This window comes from Arsenicicoccus sp. UBA6765, assembly GCF_002453335.1.
Lineage (GTDB): Bacteria > Actinomycetota > Actinomycetes > Actinomycetales > Dermatophilaceae > Arsenicicoccus > Arsenicicoccus bolidensis.
The window spans coordinates 27,430-49,960 of the sequence record NZ_DKGR01000049.1 but is presented as its reverse complement, the minus strand read 5'-3'; the positions used below and the strand labels follow the sequence as shown (position 1 = coordinate 49,960).

Annotated in this window: 19 protein-coding genes; 13 read left to right on the top strand and 6 right to left on the bottom strand. The window is 73.2% G+C overall.

Translation table 11 applies throughout. From position 1 onward, the window contains the following. The 4 genes from B4K29_RS13260 to B4K29_RS13245 all read right to left on the bottom strand — a co-directional run. The coding region (locus B4K29_RS13260; protein WP_286967664.1) for a DUF3027 domain-containing protein at nucleotides 1-789 on the bottom strand (789 nt) is incomplete at its 3' end. A 3-nt stretch (nucleotides 790-792) separates the two neighbouring features. Further along, nucleotides 793-1,191, bottom strand: a complete 399-nt coding sequence (locus B4K29_RS13255) for a cold-shock protein (protein ID WP_239266524.1) — start codon at nucleotides 1,189-1,191, stop codon at nucleotides 793-795. 105 nt (nucleotides 1,192-1,296) lie between these two features. Beyond that, the gene (locus tag B4K29_RS13250) at nucleotides 1,297-2,235 is read right to left on the bottom strand and encodes an aldose 1-epimerase family protein (protein WP_286967662.1); all 939 of its coding nucleotides are present in this window, start codon (nucleotides 2,233-2,235) and stop codon (nucleotides 1,297-1,299) included. Between the two features lie 21 nt (nucleotides 2,236-2,256). Then, nucleotides 2,257-3,885, bottom strand: a complete 1,629-nt coding sequence (locus tag B4K29_RS13245) for an AMP-binding protein (protein WP_019284332.1) — start codon at nucleotides 3,883-3,885, stop codon at nucleotides 2,257-2,259. A 200-nt stretch (nucleotides 3,886-4,085) separates the two neighbouring features. Between B4K29_RS13245 and B4K29_RS13240 the strand changes: the two genes are divergently transcribed. Then, a complete protein-coding gene (locus B4K29_RS13240; protein ID WP_286961895.1) occupies nucleotides 4,086-6,374 on the top strand; it encodes a helicase-associated domain-containing protein in 2,289 nt (762 codons plus the stop codon). A gap of 49 nt (nucleotides 6,375-6,423) precedes the next feature. Further along, nucleotides 6,424-7,983, top strand: coding sequence for a carboxyl transferase domain-containing protein (locus tag B4K29_RS13235; RefSeq protein WP_286967660.1), 1,560 nt, complete (start codon nucleotides 6,424-6,426; stop codon nucleotides 7,981-7,983). A 97-nt stretch (nucleotides 7,984-8,080) separates the two neighbouring features. Here B4K29_RS13235 and B4K29_RS13230 read toward each other — a convergent pair whose 3' ends face one another. After that, complete coding sequence (locus B4K29_RS13230) at nucleotides 8,081-9,013, bottom strand: hydroxymethylglutaryl-CoA lyase (protein ID WP_286967668.1); 933 nt, start codon at nucleotides 9,011-9,013, stop codon at nucleotides 8,081-8,083. Nucleotides 9,014-9,164: 151 nt separating this feature from the next. Between B4K29_RS13230 and B4K29_RS13225 the strand changes: the two genes are divergently transcribed. Then, nucleotides 9,165-9,638: a hypothetical protein gene (locus B4K29_RS13225; RefSeq protein WP_286967659.1), complete on the top strand. Its 474-nt coding sequence runs from the start codon at nucleotides 9,165-9,167 to the stop codon at nucleotides 9,636-9,638. Next, nucleotides 9,638-11,275, top strand: a complete 1,638-nt coding sequence (locus B4K29_RS13220; protein ID WP_286960650.1) for a DNA repair helicase XPB — start codon at nucleotides 9,638-9,640, stop codon at nucleotides 11,273-11,275. The genes B4K29_RS13225 and B4K29_RS13220 overlap by 1 nt, the downstream gene beginning before the upstream one ends. A gap of 168 nt (nucleotides 11,276-11,443) precedes the next feature. Here the strand turns inward: B4K29_RS13220 and B4K29_RS13215 are convergent, their stop codons facing one another. Then, nucleotides 11,444-12,373: a hypothetical protein gene (locus B4K29_RS13215; RefSeq protein ID WP_286961871.1), complete on the bottom strand. Its 930-nt coding sequence runs from the start codon at nucleotides 12,371-12,373 to the stop codon at nucleotides 11,444-11,446. Nucleotides 12,374-12,691: 318 nt separating this feature from the next. On the opposite strand from B4K29_RS13215, the gene B4K29_RS13210 reads away from it, so the two are divergent. From B4K29_RS13210 to B4K29_RS13170, 9 genes are all read left to right on the top strand, one after another. Next, the gene (locus tag B4K29_RS13210; protein WP_029212484.1) at nucleotides 12,692-13,396 is read left to right on the top strand and encodes a response regulator transcription factor; all 705 of its coding nucleotides are present in this window, start codon (nucleotides 12,692-12,694) and stop codon (nucleotides 13,394-13,396) included. Then, the gene (locus tag B4K29_RS13205) at nucleotides 13,393-14,928 is read left to right on the top strand and encodes a sensor histidine kinase (RefSeq protein WP_286960642.1); all 1,536 of its coding nucleotides are present in this window, start codon (nucleotides 13,393-13,395) and stop codon (nucleotides 14,926-14,928) included. Before B4K29_RS13210 ends, B4K29_RS13205 begins: the two co-directional genes overlap by 4 nt. Nucleotides 14,929-14,973: 45 nt before the next feature. Continuing rightward, nucleotides 14,974-16,350: a S1C family serine protease gene (locus B4K29_RS13200; RefSeq protein ID WP_286967656.1), complete on the top strand. Its 1,377-nt coding sequence runs from the start codon at nucleotides 14,974-14,976 to the stop codon at nucleotides 16,348-16,350. Nucleotides 16,351-16,505: 155 nt separating this feature from the next. After that, nucleotides 16,506-17,837 (top strand): HelD family protein, encoded by a 1,332-nt coding sequence (locus B4K29_RS13195; RefSeq protein WP_286967655.1) that lies wholly within the window; start codon nucleotides 16,506-16,508, stop codon nucleotides 17,835-17,837. Continuing rightward, nucleotides 17,807-18,559 carry a hypothetical protein gene (locus B4K29_RS13190; protein ID WP_286967653.1) on the top strand — a complete coding sequence of 251 codons (753 nt, stop codon included), beginning with the start codon at nucleotides 17,807-17,809 and terminating at the stop codon, nucleotides 18,557-18,559. Before B4K29_RS13195 ends, B4K29_RS13190 begins: the two co-directional genes overlap by 31 nt. A 23-nt stretch (nucleotides 18,560-18,582) precedes the next feature. Continuing rightward, nucleotides 18,583-19,230 (top strand): hypothetical protein, encoded by a 648-nt coding sequence (locus tag B4K29_RS13185; RefSeq protein WP_029212480.1) that lies wholly within the window; start codon nucleotides 18,583-18,585, stop codon nucleotides 19,228-19,230. A gap of 53 nt (nucleotides 19,231-19,283) precedes the next feature. Continuing rightward, a complete protein-coding gene (locus B4K29_RS13180) occupies nucleotides 19,284-19,985 on the top strand; it encodes a FadR/GntR family transcriptional regulator (protein ID WP_019284346.1) in 702 nt (233 codons plus the stop codon). A gap of 87 nt (nucleotides 19,986-20,072) precedes the next feature. Beyond that, nucleotides 20,073-21,506, top strand: a complete 1,434-nt coding sequence (locus tag B4K29_RS13175; RefSeq protein WP_286967651.1) for a four-carbon acid sugar kinase family protein — start codon at nucleotides 20,073-20,075, stop codon at nucleotides 21,504-21,506. Nucleotides 21,507-21,617: 111 nt separating this feature from the next. Beyond that, on the top strand, nucleotides 21,618-22,529 hold the full coding sequence (locus tag B4K29_RS13170) for an NAD(P)-dependent oxidoreductase (RefSeq protein WP_019284348.1): 912 nt from the start codon (nucleotides 21,618-21,620) through the stop codon (nucleotides 22,527-22,529). Nucleotides 22,530-22,531 lie beyond the last annotated feature (2 nt).

The window sequence follows — 22,531 nt, the reverse complement described above, 5'->3', positions numbered from 1 at the left end:
GCTCTCGGCGCTCTCGGCGCTCTCGGCCAGCGTCAGCTCGACGGCCGGCGCGACCTCGAGGTCCACCGCCAGGTCGTCGACCACGGGCGGGTCGAGCGGGCGGGGGTCGTTGGTCGGCATGTCGACCTCGCTGTGCGCGCCGCAGCCGTGGTCGAGGGCGACGACGCGGCCGTCCGACGGTGACCACGCGTTGGCGCACACCCCGAAGGACCGGCGCAGCGCACCGGCCATCGGCAGGAAGTAGCCGCAGGACGAGCAGCGCTCGGGTGCCTTGACGGCGACCTCGGCGGTGGGGCCGTTGTCGCCGTCGTACCAGCGCTGGGCGGCGTCCTCGCGGCCCTCGGCGGACAGCACGCGCTTGCGGCCGAGACCCAGCTCCCACTGGGCCATCCGGTCGACGTCCTCGTCCCCGGTCGCCTCGAAGCCGTACTCGAGGTTGGGGTCCTCCTCGACGTACGGGTTGATGTCGCCGGGGCCGAGGTCGCCGGGGGCGATGCGCTCGGCATACGGCAGCCAGGCCGGGGAGACGATGCTGGTGTCGCTGGGCAGCAGGTGCGTCTCGGAGACGGTGACGTGCTTGGACCGGGAGACGCGGGTGACGGTGACGGACCACCGCCAGTCGGGGTATCCCGCTGACAGGCAGGCGAACTGGTGCGTGGCCACCCGCTCGCCCTCCATGACGACGGCCAGGTGGTCGCCCACGGCCCCCGCCTCGGCGATGCTCTCGGCGGCGGCGCGCGCGAGGTCGACCGCCGCGGTCAGCGTCGTGTCGGGCTTGATGGTGGCCATCGGTCAGCTCCCGTCGAAGTTGTCGGCGATGGCCCGCAGGGCGGCGGCGAGCTTGGTGGACCCGGCCGCGTCGGGGTAGCGCCCCTTGCGCAGCTGCATCGAGACGCCGTCGAGGAGCTTGATGGTGTCCTCCACGATCTCGATCATCTCGTCGGCGGGCTTGCGCTTCTTCTCGTGGAGCTTGCGCGTCACCGAGGGGGCCTGGTCGAGGATCGTGAGCGACAGGGCCTGGGCCCCGCGCCGGCCGTCCATGATCCCGAACTCCACGCGGGTGCCGGGCTTGAGGGTGGTCGTCCCCTCGGGCAGGGCGTTGGCGTGGACGAAGACGTCTCCGCCCTCGTCGTCGGCCAGGAAGCCGAAGCCCTTGTCCGTGTCGTACCACTTGACCTTGCCCGTTGGCACTGGTCCACCTCGTGTCGATCTCGTCGTGGGCCGGCCCGTGTGCGGGGTCGGCGTCAGGGCACGTGGAGCTCTCGGAGCACGTGCCCTGCCCACCAGGCTAACGGTTCAGCGAGGCGTCAGGCCCCACGAGGCCGACCACGCGCGGCCCGGACCGAGCCGGACGACGTCCTCGCCGGTGCGGAACGCGTCGGGCGCCGCCGTGAGGGGCTCGACCGCCAGGCCGCTCGTGCGCGCGTAGCCCTCGGGGAGGTCGTGCCCGGTGTAGACCTGCGTCCAGGGGAACGCGTCGGCGTCGGCCCACAGGGTCGTGCTGCGGCCGCCGTGGGCGATGGTGATGCGCCACCGGCCGTCGTCGTCCGCGGTGAGGCCGGTCATCGCGGTGTCGAGGTCGCGGTCGCCGACGACGGCGTCGCGCAGGTCCTGGGGCGTGCCCTCGACGGGACGCAGGCTGGCAGCCACGGTGTCGTCGGCCAGGAGGAGCCGGTCGGGGTCCACGGCGACGTATGACGCAGCGGGGCACCGGATCTCGAGGTCGTCCACCCGGTCCTCCCCCACCGTCAGGTAGGGGTGCGCCCCCACGCCGAGCGGCGCGGTGGCGTCGCCGACGTTGGTGACGGTGGGCGTGACGGTCAGGCCGTCGTCGTCGAGGCGGTAGTCGAGCCGCAGGTCCAGGGTCCAGTCCCAGCCCTGCTGCGGGTGCAGGCGTGCGCGCATGGTCACCCGTTCGTCCTCCACGCGGACGGGCGACCACGGCAGCCACTGCACCAGGCCGTGCAGCGCGTTGTGCCGGGCGGGCTCGGACAGGGCGAGCTGCCGCTCGGTGCCGTCGAAGGTGTAGTGCCCGTCGCGGATGCGGTTGACCCACGGGATCAGCACGGTCCCCCGCGCATGCAGGGCCGGCGCGTCCTGCGGCGACCCGACGATCACGGGCCGTCCGGCATACGTGTAGGACCGCAGGGTCGCTCCCACCTCGGTGACCACGGCCTCGTGCTCGCCGTGCCGGATGGTCCACTGCTCGCCGCTCGGCAGAACCTGCTCGCTCATGCCCGCCACCCTAGGCGCCCATCAGCCCTGCTCGATGAGCTCGGTCGCCCGGTCCCGCATCTCGACCTTGCGGATCTTGCCGGTCACCGTCATCGGGAAGCTGTCGGTGATGTGCACGTAGCGCGGGATCTTGTAGTGCGCGAGCTGTCCGGTGCAGAACTCGCGGACGCCGTCCACGGTCAGCGCGGGCACGCCCTCGCGCATGATGATCCAGGCCATGAGCTCCTCGCCGAACTTCTTGTCGGGGACGCCGATCACCTGCACGTCCGCGATGTCGGGGTGGGTGTAGAGGAACTCCTCGATCTCGCGGGGATAGACGTTCTCGCCGCCGCGGATGACCATGTCCTTGATCCGGCCCACGATGGCGCAGTAGCCGTCCTCGTCCATCGTCGCGAGGTCGCCCGTGTGCATCCAGCGGGCGGCGTCGATCGCCTCGGCGGTCTTGTCCGGCTGTCCCCAGTAGCCCAGCATCACCGAGTAGCCGCGGGTGCACAGCTCGCCCGTCTCGCCGCGCGGCACGGTGCGACCCGTTGCGGGGTCGACGATCTTGACCTCGAGGTGCGGCATGACGCGGCCGACCGTCTCGGTGCGGCGGCGCAGGTCGTCCTCGGTGCGCGTGGAGGTGGAGACCGGCGAGGTCTCGGTCATGCCGTAGTTGATGGCGACCTCGGCCATGTTCATCCGGTCGATGACCTTCTTCATGACCTCCACCGGGCAGGGCGAGCCGGCCATGATCCCCGTGCGCAGCGTCGACAGGTCGTAGCGGTCGACGTCCGGCAGCCCGAGCTCGGCGATGAACATCGTGGGGACGCCGTAGAGGCTGGTGCAGCCCTCCTGGGACACCGCCTCCAGGGTCGCGACCGGGTCGAAGGTCGGCGCCGGGATGACCATCGCCGCGCCGTGGGAGGTGCACGCCAGGTTGCCCATGACCATGCCGAAGCAGTGGTAGAAGGGCACCGGGATGCAGACCACGTCCTGCTCGGTGTAGCGGATCATCTCGCCGACGAAGAAGCCGTTGTTCAGGATGTTGTGGTGGGACAGGGTCGCGCCCTTCGGGAAGCCCGTGGTGCCCGACGTGTACTGGATGTTGATCGGGTCGTCGGCGGACAGCTCGGCCATCCGCGCGTCGAGGTCCTCGTCTCCGACGGCGGCACCCCCGGCCCGCAGGTCCTCCCACGACTGCTCGCCGAGGTAGGCGACGCGCTCCAGGTCCGGGCAGTCGTGCCGGATGGACTCGAGCATCTGCTGGTAGGTCGAGGTCTTGTAGGACACCGCGCTCACGACCATGCGCATGCCGGACTGCTTGACGACGTACTCGAGCTCGTGGGCGCGATAGGCCGGGTTGATGTTGACGAGCACCACGCCGGCCTTGGCGGTGGCGTACTGCACGATCGTCCACTCCGGGCAGCTCGGCGACCAGATGCCCACGCGGTCCCCGTGCCCGAGCCCTGCGGCGATCAGGCCCTTGGCGACCTCGTCGACGGCGGCGTCCAGCTCGGCATACGTCCACCGCCGCCCGCTGGGCACGTCCACGAGGGCCAGCCGGTCACCGACCCGCGCGACCGTGCGCTCGAGGTTGTGCCCGATGGTCTCGCCGAGGAGCGGGGTGTCGGAGATGCCGGAGGTGTACGAGAGCGTCGTTGCCGTCATGGCTCGCAGTCTCGTGCGCCGCGCCGGTGGCGGCAAGGGATGGCGCGCCGAACGGTGCGCGGCGCGCTACCAGCGGTCTACCTCAGGTGGGCACATCGGCCCGACCTCGACGACAGACCCGCCCCCGGCGGACTCATCGACCGGCCCTCGTTCCCCAGGTCGATGTACCTGCCCGCGGCAGGTCTTAACGTTGGACGGTGATGCCCCGCCTCGACGCGCCCCGCGCCCGCAGCCTCGCCGACGACCTCCGTGGCCGCTCGGACGACGAGCTCGTCGCGTTGCTCGTGGCGCGCCCCGACCTTGCCCGTCCGGCGCCGACCGACATCACCGCCCTCGCCGCCCGCTCCGGCACCCGCGCCTCGACCCAGCGCGCGCTCGAGGGCCTGGACACCGCGCACCTGCAGGTCCTCGAGGCCCTGCTCGCCACCGGCTCCCCCGCCGACGTCGACCAGGCGGCCACCTGGCTGGGGACCGACCGCGGCTCCGGCTCCCTGGTCGAGATCCTGTCCCGTCTCGAGTCCCTCGCTCTCGTATGGCGATCCGCCGACCGCATCACCGTCGCCCGCACGGTGGCGGAGCTGCTCGGACCGCGTCCCGGAGGCCTCGGCCCCTCCCTCGCGACGCTGCGCGGCACCACGCGGGACGCCCTCGCCACGCCCGCCGCGCTGGACGCGGTGCTGGCCGAGGCGCCGGAGGCTGCTCGTGCCGTCCTCGACCGCCTCACGTGGTCCAGCGGCGTCGTGGCGCGGCAGCCGGGCGGCCGGCCGAGCGGTGCGGCCGGGCAGGCGCTCGACTGGCTGACCGAGCGCGGCCTGCTGCACCCCCACGGCGAGGGCGAGCTGGTGCTGCCGCGCGAGGTCGCCCTGCACCTGCGCGGCGGGCGGCTGCTGCAGGACGTCGCGCTGCACCCCCCGCAGGTCGCCCTCACGACCCGCTCGGCCACCGTCGTCGACCTCGCCGCCGGTGGGGCGGCAGGCGAGCTGCTGGGTCTCGTCGACGAGACGGCGACCCGGTGGGGCGAACGCCCGCCGCGCGTCCTGCGCGCCGGCGGGCTGGCCGTCCGCGACCTGCGCGCCCTGGCGTCGACGCTGGACCTGCCGGTCGAGCGGGCGGCGTTCGTCGTGGAGGTGGCGCACGCCGCCGGGCTGCTCGCCGACGACGGCGCGCTCGACCCGGTGTGGGCGCCGACGCCGGCCTACGACGACTGGCTGCAGCAGTCGCCGCCCGCCCGCTGGGCCGTGCTGGCCGACGCGTGGCTGCGCTCGACCCGTGCCGCGCACCTCGTGGGTTCGCCTGCGGAGCGCGGAGGTTCGCCGATCAACGCCCTCTCGCCCGACGCCCACTGGCCGCCGGTCCGCGGGCTCCGCCAAGACGTCCTCGCCGACCTCGCCCAGCTGCCGGCCTGGTCCGCGCCCACCGTCGACGGGCTCGTCGAGCGGATGCGCTGGCGCCGGCCGCTGCGTCGGGTCGCCGACCTCGAGCAGGTCGTCGAGGCGGTCGTCCGCGAGGCCGAGTGGCTCGGCGTCACGGGCCGGGGTGCCCTGGGCGCCGCGGGGCGCACCCTCGTGGCCTCCACCCCTCCCGACGTCGGCTCGGCGGCCGAGGCCATGCACGCCCACCTGCCGGCCCCCGTCGAGGAGATCCTGCTGCAGGCCGACCTCACCGCGGTCGCTCCCGGCCGCGTCGAGGGCGCGCTGGCCCGGCTGCTGCGCCTCGCCGCAGACGTCGAGTCGCGGGGCGGGGCCACCGTCCACCGCTTCACCGAGGCGTCCGTGCGCCGGGCCCTCGACGCCGGCTGGACCGCCGAGCAGCTCCTCGACGCCCTCGCCGAAGCGAGCTCCACGCCGGTGCCCCAGCCGCTCACCTATCTCGTCAACGACGTCACCCGGCGCCACGGCCAGCTCCGGGTGGCGGCGGCGGCGTCATACGTGCGCAGCGAGGACCCCGTGACCCTCGACGCGATCCTGGCCGCCCCGGCCCTCGCCCCGCTGGGCCTGCGTCGCATCGCCCCGACGGTGCTCGTCAGCCCGGTCAGCGGCGACGTCCTGCTCGCGACCCTGCGCGACCACGGCCTCGCGCCCGCCGCGGAGACCGCCGACGGCGTCGTCGCGGTCCCCGCCGGGTCGGCCCGCCGGACACCGCCTCGTCGGCGCCCACCGGCCTCGACCCTCACCAGCGTCGTCGACCGCCCGTATGCCGAGAACCTGGTCGCCCTGCTCCGCGCAGGGCAGGCCGGGGTCGACGCACGGGCCGACGGCGACCCGTCGCAGGGCGGCACGGACCCTGCGGTGGTGCTGGGCGTCCTGCGCGAGGCCGTCGCCGACCGCCGTCCCGTGCGGCTCAGCCACGTGGGGCCCGACGGTGGCGCCACGACGCTGCTCTTCCACCCGCGGCGGGTGGAGGGTGGGCGCGTCTACGGCACCGCGGGGACGAGCAACGTCGAGAGGATTCTCACGCTCCACCGCATCACGGGTGTGTCCGAGGCCTGACCTGGCTATCGTCGCGGGCACGCACCCCTCCTCCCCCGAAGGAGCTTCCATGACGCCGCAGCGCCCCGGGGCCCTCGAGCTGATCGACCTCGTTGTCGAGCCCGGCAGCTTCGTCTCGTGGGACACCCCGCCCGACCGCGCCGGGATCTCCTCCGAGTACGCCGCCGAGCTCGACGCCGCGACCGAGCGCAGCGGGGTCGACGAGGCGGTGCTCACCGGCCGCGGACTGATCGACGGGCTCCCGGTGGCGGTCGTCGTGGGCGAGTTCCGGTTCCTCGGGGGCTCGATCGGCGCGGCCACAGCGGCCCGGATCACGGCGGCCGTGCGGCGAGCGACCGCCGAGCGGCTGCCGCTCGTGGCCGCGCCCGCCTCGGGCGGCACCCGCATGCAGGAGGGCACGCCGGCGTTCGTCGAGATGGTGACGATCTCGCGGGCCATCGTCGACCACAAGGCCGCGGCCCTGCCCTACCTCGTCTACCTGCGGCACCCCACCACCGGCGGCGTCTTCGCCTCGTGGGGGTCGCTGGGCCACGTGACCGTCGCCGAGCCCGGTGCGCTGGTCGGCTTCCTCGGGCCCAAGGTCCACGAGGCGCTCAACGGTGAACCGTTCCCCGCGGGCGTGCAGCTCGCCGAGAACCTCGTCGACAAGGGCGTGATCGACGCGGTCGTCCCGTCCGAGGAGCTTGCGACCGTCGCCGCGCGGGTGCTGCGCCTGCTGCACCCCCACCGCCGCGACGACGCGGCCGCGACCCCCGAGACCCCCGAGACCCCCGCGACCCCCGAGACCCCCGCGACCCCCGCGACCCCCGCGACCCCCGAGATCGTGAGCGTCTCCTCCAAGAATGTTGGACGAGACGCTCACGATCCTGGTGGGGAGGGGCGGGCCTGGCCTGCGCCGACGGAGTCCAGGCAGGTCTGGGCGTCCGTCGAGATCACTCGCTCACCTCGTCGTCCGGGCGTCCGAGAGCTCCTCCGGTATGCCGCGGACGAGGTCCTCCCGCTCTCCGGGACCGGCGAGGGGCAGCACGACGCCGGGCTCATGCTCGCGCTGGCATCGTTCGGCGGAGACCCCTGCGTCCTCGTGGGGCAGGACCGCCGCAACCAGGCCAAGCAGTCGATGGGACCCGCCGCCCTGCGCTCCGCCCGACGTGGCATGCGCCTCGCCCAGGAGCTGGGGCTCCCCCTCGTCTCGGTCATCGACACCCCCGGCGCCGACCTGTCGGTCACGGCGGAGGAGGGCGCGCTGGCCGGCGAGATCGCCCGCTGCATCGCCGACATGACCCAGCTGACGGTGCCCAGCGTCGCGCTCCTGCTCGGGCAGGGCTGCGGCGGTGGGGCTCTCGCGATGCTGCCCGCGCGTCGGGTCGTGGTGGCCGAGCACGGCTGGCTGTCACCGCTGCCACCGGAGGGCGCCTCGGTCATCGTCCACGGCACCCCGGACCACGCCCCCGAGATGACCTTGCGTCAGCGCATCTCCGCGCCCCAGCTCGTCGAGGCCGGGATCGCCCACCGGATCGTCCCCGAGACGGTGCCGGCCGACCAGGACCCGCGAGCCTTCTGCCGAGCCATGGCAGAGGCCCTCACGATCGAGCTGGCCACCCAGAGCTAGCCCCGGCCCACGGTTCCCAAGCGACCGCTCCCACCCTCTCACCGGGACCGGGACCGGGACCGGGGACGCGGGGCGCGGGGCGTGCGGCTTGGGTGGGTCAGCCGCCCGACAGGGCCTTGACCACCCGGGACGGCGACGCGCGGCCGAGCTGCTCGGCCATCCAGACGGACGTGGTGACCAGCGCCTCGAGGTCGACGCCGGTCTCGACGCCCATGCCGTGGAGCGCCCACACGAGGTCCTCGGTGGCGAGGTTGCCGGTCGCGGACTCGGCATACGGGCAGCCCCCGAGCCCACCGGCCGAGGCGTCGATCGTCCGCACCCCGAGCCGGATCGCCTCGAGCGAGTTCGCGAGCGCCTGGCCGTAGGTGTCGTGGAAGTGCACCGCGATCCGCTCCGACCCGATCCCGCGCTCCCCCAGCGCATCGAGGAGCCGCCGCACGTGCCCGGTCGTGGCCACGCCGATAGTGTCGCCGAGCGAGAGCTGGTCGGCGCCGAGGTCGATCATGCGGGCGCACACGTCGACGACCTGGTCGATCGGCACGTCGCCCTCCCAGGGGTCGCCGAAGCACATCGACACGTAGGCCCGCAGCCAGAGCCCCTCGTCCTTGGCGCGCTTGGCGACGGGCTCGAACATCGTGAACTGGTCCAGCACCGTGGAGTTGAGGTTCTTGGCCGCGAAGGTCTCGGTCGCGGACCCGAAGATCGCCACCGACGACACCCCCAGGTCCAGCGCCCGGTCCAGCCCCCGCTCGTTGGGCACCAGGACGGGGCGCTGGGTGCCGAGCGCCTCCGGCCCGAGCGCGCTCACGAGGTCGGCGGCGTCGGCCAGCTGGGGCACCCACCGCGGCGACACGAAGCTCGTGATCTCGACGGTCTGGAGCCCGGCGGCGAGCATCTGCCGCACGAACTCCGCCTTGACGTCGACGGGGACGATCGACTTCTCGTTCTGCAACCCGTCGCGCGCACCCACCTCGTAGATCGTCACGCGGTCCGGCGCACCGGTCATCGGCTCGTGCTGGGGCTGGCGCATCTCGCTCCTTAGCGTCGGCGTCGACGTCCTCGTGCCCGGCGCCGTCATGTCGCCGTCGAGCATCCAGCCCCATCCTGCCCCACCCCGCTAGCCTCCTGGGAAGCAACCAGCGCCACGTGGGGTTGACGTCACAACCGACCGAGGAGCACCGATGAGCCCGCAGCCACCCGCCGACGACCAGACACCACGCTCGTATGGCGAAGGTGGTCACCCCGCTCAGCCCGGCTACGGCCAGCAGGGGTACGAGCAGGGATACGGTCAGCCCGCCTACGGTCGTCCGGCCTACGGGCAGCCGGCATACGGCGCTCCCTCCCCCGGCGCCCCGGTCAACGCCATCGTCATCACGGTGGTCAGCGTGCTCGCGGTGCTGTCGACGGCCTTCATCGTCGGGCTGCCCAGCGCGATCCTCGGGATCATCGGTCTCGCCCAGCACGGCAACGATCCGCGGCGCGCCAACCGGTTGGCCAACATCGGATGGATCCTGCTGGTGCTCAACGTGGTTCTCGGCGTCGTGCTGCTGATCGCCGGTGTCGCGGGCTTCCTGTGGTTCGTCGAGCAGGCGGACCTGCCGTCGATGACCCCCTCGCCGGCCCCGACCCTGACCTCGACCCCGGCCGCCGTCTGATGCCCGACGGTCCCCTGATCGTCCAGAGCGACAAGACCCTCCTGCTCGAGGTCGACCACCCCGGGGCCGAGGCCGCACGCCGGGCAATCGCGCCGTTCGCCGAGCTGGAGCGCGCCCCCGAGCACGTGCACACCTATCGCGTCACGCCCCTCGGCCTGTGGAACGCCCGCGCCGCCGGCCACGACGCCGAGCAGGTCGTCGACGCCCTCCTCACCCACAGCCGGTATGCCGTCCCCCAGGCCCTGCTCGTCGACGTCGCCGACACGATGGACCGCTACGGCCGGCTGACGCTCGCCAAGGACCCCGACCACGGCCTGGTGATGCGCACGACCGACCGCGCCGTCCTCGCGGAGGTGCTGCGGCACAAGCGGATCCGCCCTCTGCTGGGTGACGCCGTGGACGACGACACCGTGGTGGTGCACCCCTCGGAGCGGGGCCACCTCAAGCAGGAGCTGCTCAAGGTCGGCTGGCCCGCCGAGGACCTCGCGGGCTACGTCGACGGCGAGGCGCACCCGATCGACCTCGACGAGAGCGACTGGGCGCTGCGCCCCTACCAGCAGCAGGCGATCGACGGCTTCTGGGACGGCGGGTCCGGGGTCGTGGTCCTCCCGTGCGGGGCGGGCAAGACCCTCGTCGGGGCCGGTGCCATGGCCCGCGCCCGGGCCACCACGCTGATCCTGGTGACCAACACGGTGTCCGCGCGGCAGTGGCGGGACGAGCTGGTCCGCCGCACGTCGCTGACCGAGGACGAGATCGGCGAGTACTCCGGCGCCCGCAAGGAGATCCGCCCCGTCACGATCGCGACCTACCAGGTGCTCACGACGAAGCGGAAGGGCATCTTTCCCCACCTCGAGCTGCTCGACGCCCGGGACTGGGGGCTGATCCTGTATGACGAGGTGCACCTCCTCCCGGCCCCGATCTTTCGCATGACGGCCGACCTGCAGGCGCGCCGACGGCTGGGGCTGACCGCGACCCTCGTGCGCGAGGACGGCCGCGAGTCCGACGTCTTCTCGCTCATCGGCCCCAAGCGCTACGACGCTCCCTGGAAGGACATCGAGGCGCAGGGCTGGATCGCCCCGGCCGACTGCGTGGAGGTGCGGGTCACCATGCCCGACGCGGACCGGATGGCGTACGCCGTGGCGGAGCCGGACGAGCGCTATCGCCTGTCGTCGTGCGCCGACGCCAAGGACGCGGTGGTGGAGCGCCTGGTGGCGCGGCACGCGGGCGAGCCCACGCTGGTCATCGGGCAGTACCTCGACCAGCTCGAGACGCTCGCCGCTCGCCTGGACGCCCCCATCATCACCGGCTCGACCACGGTCAAGGAGCGGCAGCGGCTGTTCCAGGCCTTCCGCACCGGGGAGATCTCGCTGCTCGTGGTGTCCAAGGTCGCGAACTTCTCGATCGACCTGCCCGAGGCCTCCGTCGCGATCCAGGTGTCGGGCACGTTCGGGTCGCGTCAGGAGGAGGCCCAGCGCCTCGGCCGGCTGCTGCGCCCCAAGGGCGACGGGCGCACGGCGCACTTCTACACGGTCGTCACGCGCGACACGGTCGACGCCGACTTCGCGGCGCACCGTCAGCGCTTCCTCGCCGAGCAGGGCTATGCCTACACGATCGTCGACGCCGGCGACCTCCCCTGACCCGTCCGACCTGACCCCACCCCACCCGCACGTCCGCATCCGCCGTCCCCCGTCCCCGCCACACTTCCGCACGCGCCGTCCCCGTCCCAGTCCCCGTCCAAGGGACGCAGATGTCGCGTTCCACGGCGTGCCGGACGCCTTTGCGTCCCCTCGATGCGCGGTCAGACGTCACCACGGCATCACCAGCGGCGAGGAGTCGACCGTTCGCACCAGCCGTCCCCCCACCGGGGCGCGGACAGGGACCATCGACGTGCGGAACTCCTCCACCGTCTCGTGCCGCCGGTCCGGCATCAGGTCGTCCGACGTCACGCGCAGCCTGCGATGCCCGAGCAGCAGCGCCCGCCGATCCGCCCTGCGGTCACCGCGCCAGCGTCCGCGCTGCGTGCGGTGACCGTCGCCGTCGAACTCACCGCCCAGCGCGAACTCCTCCCAGTAGAGGTCGAACCGGCACACCGTCGCTCCGTCCGCGTCCACCAGCCGGACCTGCTGCTCCGGCTCTGGCAGACCAGCCTGCGCCAGGAGGAGCCTGAGGTCGGTCTCGCGCGGGGACTCCGCGCCGTGCCTCGTGTCGCGCAGGGCCCCACGCAAGCGGCTCGCTCCTCGCCGACCGAGGGAGGCCAGCGCCACCAGGGAGCCGGCCGTTCCGCCGAGGTGGAGGTAGCCGTCGCACAGCCGGACGAGGTCCTCGTGCGTGGCGAGCGGGTCCGTCAGCACGTCTGCGACAGCCCAGATCCCGGCGACCAGGGGGATCCCACTCACGTCCACGACCCTGCGGCGCTCCAGACCCTTGCGCGACACGATCCCCTCACGCCGCACGCGCCCCGCGGCGGTCGGCACGCAGACGTGCACGGGGTCCCCCGGCTGCCACGGCCTCCGGTCGGGGAGCCCCAGGAGCTCGACCGCCGACCAGCCGCACACGGCCCAGGGACGCCGAATCACGGCACCGGCCTGGGCGATCGCCTCGTCGAGCGTGGTGGGGAGGTCAGCGGCCCAGAGACCGTGGTGGGTCCGCACGAGCCCGGACGCGGTGAGGGTCGCTCTCGTGACGCCTGATCGGCGGGCCTCGGCCGACGTCAGGTGGCGGGGCAGCTCGTCCATGGCGCGAGCATGCACTCGTCGTCACCATCACGGATGGGCCCGCTCGCCCCCTGTGGACGGAGGCGGCGGGAGCGCGTCAGCCTGTGGACAAGCACCGTATGACGCTGCTCCCGCCAGCCGTGTGGCCTCAACACCCAGGTCGAGGGGACGCATCTGTGGCGTTCCACGGCGTGTCGCGCTCATCTGCGACCCCTCGATGGGATCGCGCCACACGCCCGTCCGGAGTCGCAACGATCGAGGCTGGGGCGGGCGGCATACGGCCTGGTGGTCCAGCGGTCTCCCAGGAACCTTCCAGCGTGAGCGGTCAGACTTGACGGCGTGACCACTACGCCCGAAGCCAGACTGCTGGTCGTCGAGGACCAGCCCAACATTCGTGAGCTCCTCGCGACCAGCCTGCGATTCGCGGGATTCGAGGTGTACACCGCCGGTGATGGCGGGGGCGCTCTGGTCCTCGCGGAGGAGCACGAGCCCGACCTGGTCGTCCTGGACGTGATGCTGCCCGACATGAGCGGCTTCACCGTCACGACCAAGCTGCGCGAGGCCGGCCGCCACGTGCCCATCGTCTTCCTCACCGCGCGCGACGCGGTGGACGACCGGGTCAAGGGGCTGACGATCGGCGGCGACGACTACATCACCAAGCCGTTCAGCCTCGAGGAGGTCGTCGCCCGCATCCGCGCCGTCCTGCGTCGCACCCGGCAGGACGAGCCCGAGGACGGCACGATCCGGTTCCACGACCTGGAGCTCAACGAGGACTCGCACGAGGTCCGCCGCGCCGGCAAGGTCATCGACTGCTCCCCCACCGAGTTCAAGCTGCTGCGCTACCTGATCCTCAACCCCAACCGGGTGCTGTCCAAGGCGCAGATCCTCGACCACGTCTGGGACTACGACTTCCGCGGCGAGGCCGGGATCGTCGAGTCCTACATCTCCTACCTGCGCCGCAAGGTCGACTCGATCGAGCCGCCGCTGATCCACACCAAGCGCGGCGTCGGCTACGTCCTGCGGCTGCCTCCCGAGATCTCGTGAGCCATCCAGCCGGACGGGTGTTGCTGCGGCCCCAGACCACCGTGGGCCTCGCGGTCCACCGGTGGCTGCAGCGGATGCCGCTCACCCACCGGCTGGTCCTGATCCTGGTGGTGCTCATGGCCGGTGCGCTGACGCTGACGACGAGCGCGACGACCTGGCTGCTGGAGCGTCAGCTCCTGCAGCGCACCGACCAGGAGCTGCGGCTCAGCGCCGGGGCGCTCGGCGCCAGCGCCCTCGGCGCGATCGCCAACGAGCAGGAGCTCGACAACTTCCCGACCAACTACGCCGTCGTGTTCTTCCCCAACGGGTCCAGCAAACCCATCCCCTTCCAGCCGCAGACCGAGGCGGAGCACCCCGACATCCCTCGCCTCGCGATGGACTCCCCCGAGGTCGTGACCCACCAGATCTTCGAGGTGCGGTCCAAGGACGGCAACCAGCGGTGGCGCGTGATCGCGGACAAGATCGACGGCGACTCCGGGACCTATGCCGTCGCCGTGTCGATGCGCGGGGTGGAGAAGACCACGAGCCAGGTGATGATCTTCTCGCTGCTCATCGGGCTGGCGGCGGTCACGGCGCTGATGATCGCGGGGTGGTTCGCGATCCGTCGCGCCTTCCGCCCGCTGCGCCAGATCGAGGACACCGCCAAGGCCATCGCTGGCGGGGACCTGACCCGGCGCGTGCCGGCCCGGTCCGCGGACGACGAGGTCGGCAGCCTGTCGGACTCCCTCAACGTCATGCTCAGCCACATCGAGCGGTCCTTCCAGCGCGTCGAGGCCAGCGAGACCCGCATGCGGCAGTTCGTGGCCGACGCCTCGCACGAGCTGCGGACACCGTTGGCCGCCGTGCGGGGGTATGCCGAGCTCTACCGCCAGGGCGCGGTGACCCAGCCCGAGCACGTGCGGCAGGTGTTCCAGCGGATCGAGGACGAGTCCACGCGCATGGGCGCCCTGGTCGAGGACCTCCTGTCGCTGGCCCGCCTGGACGAGCAGCGACCCATGGAGTTCACCTCGGTCGACCTCACGGTGGTCCTCGCGGACGCCGCCCAGGACGCCCGCGCCCTGGCGCCGGACCGCGACATCCAGATGGTCGGCCTGCACGGCCCCATCGAGGCCAACCCCGTGCGCGGCGACGAGTCCAAGCTGCGGCAGCTCGTGACCAACCTCGTCGGCAACGCGATCAACCACACCCCCGCCGGCACGCCGATCGAGCTGGCCGTCGGCCACGGCGACGGCGACGGCGACGGGCAGGATGGCGACGCGTGGACCACCATCGAGATCCGCGACCACGGACCGGGGATCGACCCCGAGCTGTCGGACAGGGTGTTCGAACGGTTCTTCCGCAACGACCCGTCCCGTGGCCGCACCGACCATCCTGGTGGCACCGGGCTCGGACTCGCGATCGTGGCCGCCATCACCGGTGCCCACCACGGAGATGTCACGATCGTCCCCACGCCCGGCGGCGGCGCGACCTTCCGGGTCCGCCTCCCCACCGATCCACAGCAACCCCACAGCGACGCACCAGCATCGGCCTAGGTCGATGGACCACCCTTCGAGACCTCAGGCCCCCGAGGAGTCACGATGAACGATCAGCACCAGCCCGGCTCGCCGTCCCCGACGCAGGGCGACCCGCAGCACACGCAGGAGATCCCCCGCCACAGCTCCACCCAGGAGATCCCGCGCGTCGCCGAACCCGGGTCGTCCAACCCCTATGCCGCCCCCGGTCAGCCGGGGGCTTCGGGAGCCGGCGGGCCGGCATACGGCCAGGGTGGTGGCTCGGGCCCGGCGGCACCCCGGCGTCGCCGGTCCGGCTGGTGGCAGGTGCCGACGGCGGCCGTGGCCGCGGCGGCACTGGCGAGCGGGGGGACGTACGCGTTGTTCGCGGGCCGTGACGGGCAGAGCACGACGAGCGTGTCCCGCACGGCGCCCACCACCAACCCGGCCCGCAACACGCAGGCCCCTCTCAACCAGGGTGGCACCAACGCCCCCGACTGGAAGGCCACGGCCCAGGCCGTCTCCCCCAGCGTCGTGTCGATCTCCGTGCAGAGCGGCAGCAGCGGTGGCGAGGGCTCGGGCGTGATCCTCGACGACCAGGGTCACATCGTGACCAACAACCACGTCGTCGGCGAGATCGGGTCGGGCGCCCAGATCGTCGTGACCCTCGACGACCAGCGCGCCTACCAGGCCAAGGTCGTCGGGCTCGACCCGTCGACCGACCTCGCCGTCATCAAGCTGCAGGGCGACGTCAAGGGCCTCAAGCCCATCGCGATCGGCAACTCCGACCAGATCGCCGTGGGCGCGCCCGTCATGGCCGTCGGCAACCCGCTCGGCCTGTCCGGCACCGTCACGACCGGCATCGTCAGCGCCCTCAACCGCCCGGTGTCGACCGACCAGTCCTCGCAGGGGCAGCAGGACGGTGGCCTGTTCGGGCAGCAGGCAGCCGACCCGGTGGTCACCAACGCGATCCAGACCTCGGCCCCCATCAACCCCGGCAACTCCGGCGGCGCCCTGGTCAACGCCGACGGCCAGCTCATCGGGATCAACTCCTCCATCGCCTCGATGGGGTCGTCCACGGGCGGTCAGGCCGGGTCGATCGGCATCGGCTTCGCCATACCGGTCAACGAGGTCAACTCCATCACCGACCAGCTGATCAAGAACGGCAAGGCGCAGCACGCGTTCATGGGCGTCTCGTCCAAGCCGGCCATGGTCAAGGACGGCGGCGGGCAGCGCGTGGCCGCCGTCATCGCCAACGTCGTCTCGGGGTCGCCCGCCGACAAGGCCGGACTCAAGACCCAGGACGCGATCATCGCGATCGACGACGAGCCCGTGACGGGGTCGCTGGCGCTGGTGGCCCAGGTGCGCGAGCGCACGGTCGGCGACACGGCCAAGGTGACCTATCTGCGGGGCGGCGAGCGGCGCGAGGTGCAGATCACGTTCGCCGAGAAGTCCTCCCAGTGACCTACCTCAGGTCGTCACGTCCGCCCGGCTTCGCACGCCAGGCCGATGTGACGACCTGAGGTAGGCACATCGGCCGGGGTTGGACGCCCGGCTGGACGCGCCTGGGCTAGGGTGGCTCGTCCCCCCTCACGCCCACCCCGGAAGGTGCTGCCGTCATGCCCGCGCCCAGCGACACGCACCTCGACCCCGAGCTCCGAGCCGAGCAGGGACACCTCGACCGGGCCCGCACCGAGCTCGCCGCCATGCGCGAGCGCACCCTCGCCGTCGACGTGCAGGGCAGCGACCCGATCGCCGCGGAGCACCTCGCCCGCACCCTCTGGGAGCGCGCCCGCTCGCTCGAGGACGACCCCGCGACCGCCCTGTTCTTCGGCCGGATCGACCTCGACGCGGAGCACGACGGCGAGCGCTGGTATGTCGGCCGACGCCACGTCACCGACGACGCCGGCGACCCTCTCGTCATCGACTGGCGGGCGCCGGTGTCGACCGCGTTCTACCGCGCCTCCCGCACCGAGCCCATGGGCGTGACGCTCCGACGCAGGTTCGGCCTGGACCGGGGTCGCATCACCGCCCTCGAGGACGAGCACCTCACGGATCGCACCGAGCAGCAGGCGAGCTCGCAGATCCTCGCCCGCGAGATCGAGCGTCCGCGCGTCGGTCCCATGCGCGACATCGTGGCCACGATCCAGCCCGAGCAGGACCTGCTGGTGCGCGTCGACGACAGCACGACCGTCTGCATCCAAGGGGCGCCCGGGACCGGCAAGACGGCCGTCGGCCTGCACCGCGCCGCGTGGCTCCTCTATGCCTACCGCGACCGCCTCACCCGCCAGGGCGTCCTCGTCATCGGCCCCAACGCGTCCTTCCTCGAGCACATCGGCGCCGTGCTGCCGGCGCTCGGCGAGGTGCAGGTCAGGCACACCACCATCGAGGGCCTGGTGGGCGAGGGCGTCCGCATCCGCGCCACCGACCCTCCCGGCCGGGCGACCCTCAAGGGCGACGCCCGCCTGGCCGACGTGCTGCGTCGCGCGGTCCGCGCCACCGTCCAGGACCCCGACGAGCCCCTCGTCGTCCCCCGCGGTGCCCGCCGGTGGCGGATCCCGGCCTACGAGGTGCGCGAGATCCTCGACGAGCTGCGCACCCGCGACGTGCGCCACGACGCCGCCCGCCAGATGCTCCCGCAGCGTCTCGCCCACGCGGTGCTGGTCCAGATGGAGGCCGCCGGCGACTCGCCCGACGACCGGGTCAGGACGCGGTCGCCCGCTCCACCCCCGTCACGCGGTATGCCGACGCCGTGTGGCCCCGTCTCGACCCCGCTTCGGTCCTGCACCGGCTGTGGTCCGACCCGGCGGCGCTGGAGGCGGCGGCGGACGGCATACTCTCCCCTGCGGAGCAGGCAGACCTGGTGTGGGACCAGGCTCCTCGCACGCCGGGGTCCGCCCGCTGGACCCTCGCCGATGCCGTGCTGCTCGACGAGCTCGCGGACCTGCTGACCCGCACCCCCAGCCTCGGTCACGTGATGCTCGACGAGGCGCAGGACCTGTCACCGATGCAGCTGCGGGCGGTCGGCCGGCGCTGCTCGACCGGCGCGGCGACCGTCCTCGGTGACATCGCGCAGGGCACGACCCCGTGGGCCACCGGCTCGTGGGCGGAGTCGCTGCGCCACCTCGGCAAGCCCGACGGCGAGGTCACCGAGCTGCGCCGGGGCTTCCGGGTGCCCGCGGCGGTGATCGAGTATGCCGCCCGCCTGCTACCCGTCATGGCGCCAGGCCTGGCGGCTCCGCAGTCCGTGCGCGACAACGTCGGCGAGCTGGACATCGTTGCGGTGCAGGCTGACTCGCTCTGGACAGAGACGGCCGACAGGGTCGCCGGCCTGGCCCGGCGGCCCGGCTCGGTCGGTGTCGTCGTCCCCGACGCCGGCGTCACCGCCGCGTCCGCCGCCCTGACCGACGCGGGGATCGAGCACGGCACGCTGGGCGCCGACCACGGCAACGTCGAGCACCAGGTCCACGTCGTGCCGGCGACCGTCGCCAAGGGTCTGGAGTTCGACCGCGTGGTGGTCGTCGAGCCGGCCGCCATCGCCGACGCGGAGCCCGACGAGCGGACCGGGCTGCGACGCCTCTATGTCGTCCTGACGCGAGCCGTGTCTGGTCTCAGCGTGATTCACGCCCGACCGCTCCCCGGACCGCTCACCGCGCCCACCCCCCTGGACTGACGACCGGATGAGAGGGTGGGGCCATGGATGAGCTCGTCGCCGCCTGCCAGGCCGACCTGCAGGCCCTCGCCCCTCGGGCCGACGCGGTCCCCCTCGAGCGCGCGGCCACGCGACTCGTCGACCACTGGCGCGAGCCGCACCGGACCTATCACGGCATCCACCACCTCGCCGAGATGCTCGCGGTCCTCGGCCGGCTCGCCGCCGACGACGCCCTCACCCCACCCCAGCTGCTGGCCTGCCGGGTGGCGGCGTGGCTGCACGACGCGGTCTACGACGTGACCGCCGAGCCCGGCGCCAACGAGGAGGCCAGCGCCGCCCTGGCCGTCGAGCTGCTCGACGAGCTCGACGCCGAGGTGGACCTGATCGAGCAGGTGGCCGGGCTCGTGCACGCGACCGCCGAGCACGGCCCGACGACGGACCCGGTGCACGCCGCCTTCCTCGACGCCGACCTGTGGATCCTCGGGGCGCCGGCCGACCGGTTCGACGAGTACTGCCGCCAGGTCCGCGACGAGTACCCCGCCGTCCCGGACGACGACTACCGGACCGGCCGCTCCCGCATCCTCGAGGCGCTCGTGGAGCGACCGCACATCTATGCCACGCCCGGCGCGCGCACCGCCTGGGAGGCGGCGGCCCGGGACAACGTCCGGCGAGAGCTGGCCCGGCTGGCCTGACCGGCCTCCTCCGCGTCCTATCCTGGCTGGCACCACCAGGAGGAGAGGGCCGTATGCCGCGCAGCTCGTTGGTCGACGAGACCGTCACGACCTTGCTGGACCGCATCGTGTCGGGCCGGCTCGGCCCGGGTGACCGGCTGCCCGGCCAGGACGAGCTCGCCACGCTGCTCGGCGTGAGCCGCCTGACGGTCCGCGAGGCCACCGCCACGCTCGCCGCCGGGCACGTGCTGCGGGTCGAGCACGGCAACGGGACCTTCGTGAACCCCGTCGACCGCTGGACCGACCTCGACGCGGTCAGCCGCGCCGCGCGGGCCGGCGGCCAGGGGTCCGACGCCACGGCCCAGTCGCTGATCGAGATCCGCCGGATGATCGAGGTCGGGGCCTGCGCGCTCGCCGCCCGGCGAGCCACCGAGCGCGACCTGGACCTCCTGCAGCAGCACTGCGAGGCCATGGCGGAGGCCGTCACGCAGTCCGACCTCGAGTCCTTCGTCCGCCACGACATGGCCTTTCACGCCCGGATCCTCGAGGCCGCCGGCAACCCCTTCCTCGGGGCCGTCTACGACCCGCTGCGCCGGGTCCTCGAGCGGGCCCGCTACCAGACCTCGGAGGTCCCGGTCATCCGCGAGCACGCGCTCGACCACCACCGACGGGTGCTGGCTGCGCTCCGCACGGGCGACCCCGAGGCGGCCCAGGCCGCGATGGACGCCCACATGGACCAGACCTCCGACGACCTGGCGACCCACGTGCGGCTCTGAGGCCGAGATCGCGCCACCCCTTCCCTCCTCGGTGGTCCCCCGCTACCCTCTCTAGACATCAGACCTCTGATCTCAAAGGAGAGACCCGTGAGCGTCACACTCGACGACCTGGTGCGCCACCACGCCGCCGGCCCCCACCAGCCCGCCGCCGAGATCGCGGCCGAGGTCGCCCGCCGCGGCCGCGTCCTCGTCGTCCTCGACGACGACCCCACCGGCACCCAGTCGGTCGCCGACCTGCCCGTGCTCACGGCGTGGGACGTCGACTCCCTGGCCTGGGCCCTGCAGCAGCGCGAGCCCGCGGTCTACGTCATGACCAACTCCCGCAGCCTCGCCCCCGCCGACGCCGCCCGCGTCAACCGCGAGGTCGTCACCTCCGCCCTGGCCGCCGCCCGCGAGACCGGCGTCACCGTGGGGTTCGTGTCCCGCTCCGACTCCACCCTGCGCGGTCACTTCCCGCTCGAGACCGACACCATCGCCGAGACCCTGGCCGAGCTCGACGGCCCCCACGTCGACGGCGTCGTCCTCGTCCCGGCCTTCGGCGACGCGGGGCGCGTCACCGTCGACGCGGTGCACCACGCCGGCAACCCGGTCGACGGCTACACCCCCGTCGGCGAGACCGAGTTCGCGCGCGACGCGACCTTCGGCTACGCCAGCTCCGACCTGCGCGACTGGGTGGCCGAGAAGTCCGGGACCACCCGCGAGCAGTCCCGGGTCGTCTCCCTCGGGCTGGACCTGCTGCGCCAGGACCGTGCCGGCACCGTCGCGCTCCTGCGCTCGCTCACCCACGGCCAACCGGTCGTCGCGGACATCGTCGACGAGAACGACCTGCGCCTGCTCAGCGCCGCCCTGCTCGAGGCCGAGGCCGCCGGCTCCACCTTCCTCTACCGCGTCGGCCCGCCCTTTCCCCGCGCGTTCATCGGCCAGGAGCCCCGCACCCCCCTCACCTCCGCGGAGGTGGCCCGCATCCGCGACGGCGGGCTGGCCGAGGACGCCACCGGCGGCCTCGTCGTCGTCGGCTCCCACGTCGCCCTGACCACCCGCCAGCTGGACGCCCTGCGCGAGCGCACCCAGCCGGTCGAGCTCGAGATCGACGTCCCCACCGTCCGCTCCGAGGACCGGGACGCCCACCTGCTCGCCGTGGTCGACACCGTCGTGGAGGCCCTCGCCACCGGCACCGTCGTGGTCCGCACCAGCCGCACCCTCGTGCGCGGCGACGACGCCGACAGCTCCCTCGACATCGCCCGCACCGTGTCCACCGCGGTCGTCGAGGTGGTCCAGCAGGTCCTCGCCCGCCGGGCGCCGCGCTTCGTCGTGGCCAAGGGCGGCATCACCTCCTCGGACGTCGCCAGCCGCGGTCTCGGCATCGCCCGCGCCTACGTCCGCGGCCCGATGCTCCCCGGGATCGTGTCGCTGTGGGAGCCGGTGGACGGACCCGCCCGCGGCATCCCCTACATCGTCTTCGCCGGCAACGTCGGCACCGACGCCTCCCTCGCCCACGTGGTGGACACCCTCTCCCGCTGACGTCGGTCCCACGCGCACCACGCACCTGCCGTATGGCGCCCCGCCGCACCCCTCCGCGCCCCATCGCCCCATCGCCCCAACCGCTGCACCCTCACGATCGAAGGAGATCCCGTGACCCCCACCGTCGCCGTCCTCGGACTCGGCGCCATGGGCCTGCCCATGGCCACGCACCTCGCCCAGACCTTCCCCGTCCGGGCCTACGACCTCGACCCCTCCCGCGCCGCCGGCCTCGGCACCACCAGCGCCACGGGCCACGCCAGCGCCCGCGAGGCCGCCACCGACGCCGACGTCGTGCTCGTCGCCGTCCGCAACGCCGAGCAGCTCGAGGCCGCGCTGTGGGGTGACGACGGCGTCACCGAGGTCCTCGAGCCCGGCAGCGTGGTGCTGCTCACCTCGACGGTCGGCATCGCCGCGGTCGAGGACGTCGCGACCCGCCTCGCCGACCAGGGCCTCGGCCTCGTCGACGCGCCCGTGTCCGGTGGCCCCACCCGCGCCGGCAACGGCGACCTGCTCGTGACGGTGGGCGCCGAGGACACGGCATACGACGTCGCCCGTCCCGTCCTCGAGGCGATGGCCTCGACCCTGCGCCGCGTGGGTGACCGCGCCGGTGCCGGCCAGGCCATGAAGACCGTCAACCAGCTCCTGTGCGGCGTCCACATCGCCGCCGGCGCCGAGGCGCTCGCCCTGGCCGACGCGCTCGGGCTCGACCCCGCCGCCGCCCTGGAGACGCTGGGTGCCGGCGCCGCGGCGTCGTTCATGCTCGGCGACCGCGGGCCGCGCATGCTGCAGGCCTACGACGAGGACGGGGCCGAGGTGCGCAGCCGTCTCGACATCTTCGTCAAGGACATGGGCATCGTCGCGACCGCCGCCAAGGGCGCGGGTCTCGCCACGCCCGTCGCGGCGGCGGCGCAGCAGCTCTACCTGCTCGGCCAGTCCCACGGCCTGGCGGCCTCCGACGACTCGAGCGTCATCCGGGTCCTCGCCCCCACCCGCGTCACGACCCCCGACGTCCAGGGGGCCTGAGC

Bases quoted from the DNA above. Each gene is read 5' to 3' on its own strand.
- B4K29_RS13250 (WP_286967662.1), bottom strand. From the start codon at position 2,235: ATGAGCGAGCAGGTTCTGCCGAGCGGCGAGCAGTGGACCATCCGGCAC.
- B4K29_RS13245 (WP_019284332.1), bottom strand. From the start codon at position 3,885: ATGACGGCAACGACGCTCTCGTACACCTCCGGCATCTCCGACACCCCG.
- B4K29_RS13240 (WP_286961895.1), top strand. From the start codon at position 4,086: ATGCCCCGCCTCGACGCGCCCCGCGCCCGCAGCCTCGCCGACGACCTC.
- B4K29_RS13235 (WP_286967660.1), top strand. From the start codon at position 6,424: ATGACGCCGCAGCGCCCCGGGGCCCTCGAGCTGATCGACCTCGTTGTC.
- B4K29_RS13230 (WP_286967668.1), bottom strand. From the start codon at position 9,013: ATGCGCCAGCCCCAGCACGAGCCGATGACCGGTGCGCCGGACCGCGTG.
- B4K29_RS13225 (WP_286967659.1), top strand. From the start codon at position 9,165: ATGAGCCCGCAGCCACCCGCCGACGACCAGACACCACGCTCGTATGGC.
- B4K29_RS13220 (WP_286960650.1), top strand. From the start codon at position 9,638: ATGCCCGACGGTCCCCTGATCGTCCAGAGCGACAAGACCCTCCTGCTC.
- B4K29_RS13215 (WP_286961871.1), bottom strand. From the start codon at position 12,373: ATGGACGAGCTGCCCCGCCACCTGACGTCGGCCGAGGCCCGCCGATCA.
- B4K29_RS13200 (WP_286967656.1), top strand. From the start codon at position 14,974: ATGAACGATCAGCACCAGCCCGGCTCGCCGTCCCCGACGCAGGGCGAC.
- B4K29_RS13195 (WP_286967655.1), top strand. From the start codon at position 16,506: ATGCCCGCGCCCAGCGACACGCACCTCGACCCCGAGCTCCGAGCCGAG.
- B4K29_RS13185 (WP_029212480.1), top strand. From the start codon at position 18,583: ATGGATGAGCTCGTCGCCGCCTGCCAGGCCGACCTGCAGGCCCTCGCC.
- B4K29_RS13180 (WP_019284346.1), top strand. From the start codon at position 19,284: ATGCCGCGCAGCTCGTTGGTCGACGAGACCGTCACGACCTTGCTGGAC.